The 6,346-nt window shown below is 37.3% G+C and carries 8 protein-coding genes; 4 read left to right on the forward strand and 4 right to left on the reverse strand.

Features of this window, described 5'->3' with window-relative positions:
* Nucleotides 1-531, reverse strand: a 531-nt coding sequence (locus tag O1450_RS16415; RefSeq protein WP_442865416.1) for a hypothetical protein, incomplete at its 3' end; no start/stop codon positions are given.
* A gap of 1,060 nt (nt 532-1,591) precedes the next feature.
* Between O1450_RS16415 and O1450_RS16420 the strand changes: the two genes are divergently transcribed.
* From O1450_RS16420 to O1450_RS16435, 4 genes are all read left to right on the forward strand, one after another.
* A complete protein-coding gene (locus O1450_RS16420) occupies nt 1,592-1,993 on the forward strand; it encodes a MobC family plasmid mobilization relaxosome protein (protein WP_269230495.1) in 402 nt (133 codons plus the stop codon).
* Nucleotides 1,983-3,797 carry a relaxase/mobilization nuclease domain-containing protein gene (locus O1450_RS16425; protein WP_269230496.1) on the forward strand — a complete coding sequence of 605 codons (1,815 nt, stop codon included), beginning with the start codon at nt 1,983-1,985 and terminating at the stop codon, nt 3,795-3,797. The genes O1450_RS16420 and O1450_RS16425 overlap by 11 nt, the downstream gene beginning before the upstream one ends.
* 69 nt (nt 3,798-3,866) lie before the next feature.
* Complete coding sequence (gene relB / locus O1450_RS16430; RefSeq protein WP_269230497.1) at nt 3,867-4,055, forward strand: type II toxin-antitoxin system RelB family antitoxin; 189 nt, start codon at nt 3,867-3,869, stop codon at nt 4,053-4,055.
* Nucleotides 4,042-4,317: a type II toxin-antitoxin system RelE/ParE family toxin gene (locus O1450_RS16435; RefSeq protein WP_269230498.1), complete on the forward strand. Its 276-nt coding sequence runs from the start codon at nt 4,042-4,044 to the stop codon at nt 4,315-4,317. The genes relB and O1450_RS16435 overlap by 14 nt, the downstream gene beginning before the upstream one ends.
* Here O1450_RS16435 and O1450_RS16440 read toward each other — a convergent pair.
* The 3 genes from O1450_RS16440 to O1450_RS16450 form a co-directional block, all read right to left on the reverse strand.
* Nucleotides 4,314-4,937 carry a C39 family peptidase gene (locus O1450_RS16440; RefSeq protein WP_269230499.1) on the reverse strand — a complete coding sequence of 208 codons (624 nt, stop codon included), beginning with the start codon at nt 4,935-4,937 and terminating at the stop codon, nt 4,314-4,316. The two genes, O1450_RS16435 and O1450_RS16440, sit on opposite strands and share 4 nt — an antisense overlap.
* A gap of 439 nt (nt 4,938-5,376) precedes the next feature.
* A complete protein-coding gene (locus tag O1450_RS16445) occupies nt 5,377-5,943 on the reverse strand; it encodes a hypothetical protein (protein WP_269230500.1) in 567 nt (188 codons plus the stop codon).
* A gap of 58 nt (nt 5,944-6,001) precedes the next feature.
* Nucleotides 6,002-6,346 (reverse strand): hypothetical protein (locus O1450_RS16450; RefSeq protein ID WP_269230501.1); only part of this gene is annotated, 345 nt, incomplete at its 5' end.

The raw sequence follows: 6,346 nt of genomic DNA on the forward strand, positions 1-6,346 counted from the left end.
AGATCGATATGTTGTAATTCCAGCACTCCAACTTGAAAAAGTTGAGTTTTCTTTCTCATTCTTCTCAAGGATAGATGTTTCCAAAAAAGCAACTAAGGCAGGATACTTTGCATCCTGTAGAAATTGATAATTTAGTCCGATGGTAATATCTGAAATATCAGTCTCATTTTTAGATTTTTCTTCAGAATTCACATCTAAGAATCGATTTGATGTGTAAAGCAGATTGGTTCGTAAACTGACATCCAAGTCATTGATCAGTCCATACTTAAGACCAAGTGTTGTCACAAGATACTCATTTTGGAGCTGTTCACTTCGAATATTGGTTGGTACATTAATAAAAGATGAGTCAGCGATTTGAACAGGAATATAGCCACCCACTTTTGTGTTGTTTATCTTGTTGTTGCCATAAGTCAGACCAAACTCAGTTGTTATCTTACCTTTATCTGAGATCAAGTTTTCAACAGTAAGCGGAAGATCAGCATGTGAAAGCTGAAAAAAGCATAAAGAATATAAGGCAAGAAGTTGTTTCAATTTAATTTAAATCCTAGATTGTTATTTTATAAAACAGCGGTTTTTTATCTTAAAGAGGCTATTAGGTCAATATTTTTTTATTTTTCAAGAAAAAAACCCCTCAAAGTCTTGCAACTGAGAGGGGTTTTCAACTAAATTCAGTGGGTACAGTTATTTGATGCTAAACCATCATCTAACGAAGATCATAAGGTTTGGCGACCGTTATGATTTCACCTAAAAGGCTTGATGTACCACTTTCTATTTTAAAGAAACAGAACAGTTTGGCAAGCCCTTAATTGAAAATCTTCGTTAAATAAGCTTCTTAAAGCATCAAATAAGCACCTAACGGTCGAGCCTTATCAGCTTCTGTGCGCCCTTTTCAAAGGAAGATATACGGTGCATGTGGAGGGAATAAGTGTCACTGGTGCATCGTAGCGATAGTGAAAGCTGAAAAGCTGGAGCTGAACCGTTACAGGGGAATCCCACAAAAGCGGAGCGTTGAGAGTAGTTGTATCGGTTGGTTAAGTTGTATGTTGGGTGTTTACCCTCGCAGAGATACCACCATACTTCGACAGGGAGCGCGTGGGGAGAGGTGCAAGATCCTTTAGTCCTTGTCTGCCATGTATGTTAAGCATGGTGCGGATACGACCGATGCGTGGCTCCGTCAGCCCATTAGGTTAAATCGGCAGTACTTAGGGGATGTGTCATTTTTTTAGATGACCGCCCTTAGGGAAAGTATTGCCGAAACTCTCTCAACGTTCACCATCAGCCCAAGCAAAGCGAGGGATGTGGGGTACGGTGAGAATGAGTTGAGTGCCTTTTATTTTTCAATATTCGTGCCAACCTAGCAAATATTTACTAGAGTTTATATACCGTGTCATTTGATTAACTTTTATCGAATTTCACTCGTCTATTTTTAAATAAGCAAGGATACACAGCTACCCCTATTTCACTTCGTTCAATAGTGCTAAGCTGTGACCTTGATCAGGGGCTTCACCCCCGATACCCCCGAAAACCGGCTTAAAGAAAAATCAAAGATTTTCCATTAAACCTGTTTCATACCGAGAATTGGATTGATCAAATGGAAATAGATTCAGTAATTAAACAGAAAGTAGTTCGGGAAAGAACTTTTAAAGTCAGACTTTCAGAATCAGAGTACCAATTGCTCGATGCCAATAACCCTTATGGTTCAATCGCAAAGTTGCTACGTCAGTCCGCAGTAGAGAAAGCGACCAAGATTCATAATTCCAAAGCAGATGATGAGCAAAAAATTAAACCAACAAAGGTCGTTGAATCTTCGTATAGCAAGACAGAACGAGTGTTAATTTTAGAATTAAGTCGTATAGGAAATAACGTTAATCAAATTGCTAAAGCGATTAATACAGATATTGCAGGGACAGGAGCGTTTGACAAAGTAAAGCTACTTCATTTGCTGATTTCGATAGATCAGCAGCTTCGGGAGTTACGTCCAAATGATCGTTGATTTTTTCAGACATGGTTCAGGATTATCCAAAGGTTGTCTCGATTATTTATTGGGTGAAGATCGAGAGCGTGACAATGCCCTTGTGTTAAGTGGTGATGTTGAGCTGACAGCACACTTGATTGATAGCAGTCCTTTTGCGAAAAAATATACCAGTGGTTGTTTATCCTTTTACGAGCATGATTTATCTGACCAGGATAAACAGCAGATCATGCTGAATTTTGAGCAATGTCTTTTCCCTGGTCTTGATCAAGATCAGTATCAAATTTTATGGGTGCAGCACCAAGACAAGGTGAACCAAGACACTGGAGAGACAAGGCTAGAGCTGAATTTTGTGATTCCAAACGTTGAGCTTTCAACAGGCAAACGGCTACAGCCATTCTATGCACCTGTGGATCTCGATCGAGTGGATTTGTTTAAGAGAATTACCAATGCAGAACATCGGTTGTATGACCCCGATGACCCGAACAATCAGCAGCTTTTAATCAATAAGAAGAACTTACCTAAGGATGTGAAGGATTTTAAAGATCAATTACACCAACGGATTTGCCAAGCTGTGATTGATGGCAAATTTGCCGATCGGCAAGAATTGGTACAGTGGCTTGAAGCTAATGAAATTAAAGTCACCCGACAAACCCAAAAATCAATATCAATCGAAAACCCATACGAGGGCGCAACACGTCCTATCCGTTTGAATGGAGAGGTTTATGAGCAAGGCTTTAGAGCTACTGGCGAATATCGACAAGAAATACAACAGCGAATTGCAACGTACCGAGGAACAACTTCTGAGCGGTATCGAGCAAACGTCACAGACTATCAAAGACAGCTTAAGCACAAGAGCCAATATCACAGCGACCGCTATCCAACAGTCAGACGAGAAATTAGCGCAGCACATACAGAACAGCTCACAGCAGCTCGAGAAGCACCTCGAGCAGTACCAAGCCTTGCTACAGTCCAAATTGAGCCGTTTAAAGCAAATGAACGAGCAAATCCAGACCCAAGAACAGCAAGTTCAGAACAAAAGCCTACTGAAACAGCTTTCCATGTTGAATATAGGACTGATTTCAGTAGCAGTTATTTTGCTTATAGCGATTTTCTCGTTCGGTCTCGTCAGCAAAAACAAGTACAGCGAAATACAGACCCTGAATATGGCAATCAACGAGAAGCAAATGCGAGTGGATCACCTGAACCGATCGGGGGGCAGTTTGACGTTCAGCACATGCCGACAGCAAAACAGCAAAGCCCAACGTCTGTGTATTCAGATCAACAAGAACGCAGGGGAATGGCAGAACGGTTACATGATTCCGATGGGGTATTAAGCGATGACCGAATTAGAAACACAGTTATTGAGAATCATCGAAGAACAACAACAGCAATTACTGCAACAACAAATGCAGTTGCAGCAGCAACAGCAGAGTTTAGAGGTGATGCAAAACAAAATTATCCAAGCCTTATCAGCACAATCAAAGGCAATGGAGAGCGTACAGAAAGACTTAGTGCAAACACAAAAGTCATTGTCGACAACACAGACACAATTTCACGAGCTAGAACGCAGTACAGCCACCTATATCGAGCAGATCAATGGCAAAGTCAGAGAGATGAGCCAAATTACAGCGAACTACGAGGACGTACTGGAGAAAATCTCAACAGTACAGCGTTCAGTCTCGTCAGAAGTAGCCAAAGCTCAGCAGAATTTGCTCGAAACGTCCGAACTATTGAAGCGAATATCGTCCAAATGAATGAGCGGAAAAAGGAAATGGAACAGCCCCAACCTAAGAAAAGTCGTGGTATGGATTTTGGGATGTGAAACGGAATATAGTTATTTCATACAGTAGGTAGTAAAATTGCTTAATTAGGACTCAAAAGGGTTCCACATATGAATACAAAGTTTGATCCGATCGTGTCTGAGTTTGAAAATTCTGATCAAGAAGAAAGTTATAACAAATGGTTTAAAGCCAAGGTTGAAGCCTCTTTAATGGATACTCGTCCTGTTGTTGCCCATGATCAAGTTGTTGCTCGTATGAAAAAGCTTCGAGAGGAACGTCTAAATAATGTTAATCGTTAATTGGAAGCAAACAGCAATTAATGATTTGGAAGGTATCACAACTTATATATTTGATCATAATCCAATAGCAGCTTTAACTTTAGCAGATGAGATATTACAGACTGCGGAAAGATTAGCTGATATGCCTTATAGTGGTCGGCTTGGACGTGTTGATGGAACGAGAGAGAAAATTTTACATCCAAACTATTTAGTTGTGTATCAAGTCACCTCAACAGCTATTAATATTTTAAATATCCTACATACAAAACGAGAATATCCTTAACGTTGAGATGCGAGTAATTTAATTGCCTGTGTCGTTGCGAGCCTGATATCTTTCGAGAAAAATGTCGAATTACTTGATTGATCCTTAGGAAGAATCACTAAAATTTTTCCCTTTAAGTGATCATCAGCACGAGTTTCCCACATTTCTTTAAATTGGTATGTACTTAGTGTTCTTTGTCCCAGCGATGGGTCAGAAATTCTGACGAAATTGTTATTAATGCCTGAAATAACGGTAAAATGATCATTTTTTCTATGCTTGATATAAGCAATGACTGGGATTTTCAATTTCTCTAAGGTTTCTAGTGAAACAGCATAGCCTTTTGCTTGGAAGCCTAATTTATTTAATGCTTTCTGCATATCGTCAAAGGATGCCATAAGGTCACCCTTATCCATGATTTTTAAAACTTCTTCTTCAGTTACTTTTTGGTTGTAATAACCATTAAGAAGGGTTGCAATCGATGCAGCGCCGCAAGAAAAATCAAGATCTTGTTTTACGACATTATGATCACGGATTTCTTTCCATGATTTTACTTTAATCTCATTGTGGTAGTGATTGAAGTAAATGGGATTTGCATGAGTGAATTGTGTCATTAATATTAGGCTAATGAAAAGCTTATTCATAAATAATTCTTAGTAAGTATGTTGTATTTCATATATATTCCTATTTTTTATGATCAAAAATATATAGAATTAGTATCATAAATGAAAAAAATATACATACTATTAAAGAAAGAGCCATACTATCTATGAATACAAATGAAATTTTTTTAATAAAAGCATTTAACTCAAGTGGAATCCTATTATTCTTGTAGTCTATGAATGTAAGACTTAAAAAGCTTATAATAGTAAATAATATAAAAAAATATATGGCAGCAAAAGTTTTATTCTTATTTTTAATTTTCTCCAGTATCTTACCAATAATAAAAAATCCAATAATTGTACTGATAACTGCATTCAGTGTTAATGATAGTAAAACATTTACTTCCATAGAATTCCTTAATTTTCATATCCTGAATTAATTTTTAATTAATTCAGGATGCTAGATTGTAATATAATAGATTTATCTAAATCTATTATATGTTTGGTTAGCAGCAAATCCGACCCCACTTCCTGTTACTTTGATACCAATTCCCACAGGATTTGTCCATGTTCGTTGTATATTTCTTGTTGTATTTGCAATGAATCCTCTATTTGCAAAAGTCATTTGCCCCCAGTTTTGCGTAATTCCTGTGCTGCGTAATGCAGCTCCACCTACGCCACTAGTGAGAGCTCCGACTCCTGTAGAAAAAGCAGCATTTGACCAAGACCAAGAATTTGAATAATTATTAACAAAATTTGTGCATAAAAAACAACCAGAAGCGGAATATGCATTATATCCATTTGAAAGGCTATAACTACCAAAACCTATTCCAGCTCCTATAGCAAAGTTTGCAACAGCCCCTTGAGTATCTTTCATTTCTTGATTAGAAAGTTCAGTCGCTTGAATGTTTTCGAACTGAGAAGCATCAAAAATAGTGTTTAATTCTACGGTATTTAAAGTCGTTGATGCTTGTAATGGTTGTTGAGCCATTGTTGATGTTGCAATCATAGCAGTAGAAATTAATGCTGTTGATATTAATAGTTTCATATTTCACCCTTGTTAAAAAATATTTTTAGTTTAAGTTTATAATTAAGTATTTATTTTATCAGAATTTTCTATTGTAATTCAAACGAATCTCATTTGAATTATTAAAATCTTGGCGGGAGGTTGCCAAAATACTGAGATTAGACTTGTCATCTAAGCCTAAACCTATTCCAAAACTATAATCTATATTATTACGTTTTTTTTCCATAATTTGCCCATTGAGCTTTTGAGTATCGATAGTTTTGAAGTTTAAGCCTGCAATCAACGAAATAAGATCATTAGCAGAGAAAGCAATTTGTGGATTGAAGAAAAATAAATCAGCAGGTTTATACTCATCTACAGCATTAATATTTCTTTCAAGGCTGTACTTATATCCAGTCGTCAGTGATAAAACGATAGGATCATA

This window comes from Acinetobacter sp. TR11 (assembly GCF_027105035.1).
Lineage (GTDB): Bacteria > Pseudomonadota > Gammaproteobacteria > Pseudomonadales > Moraxellaceae > Acinetobacter.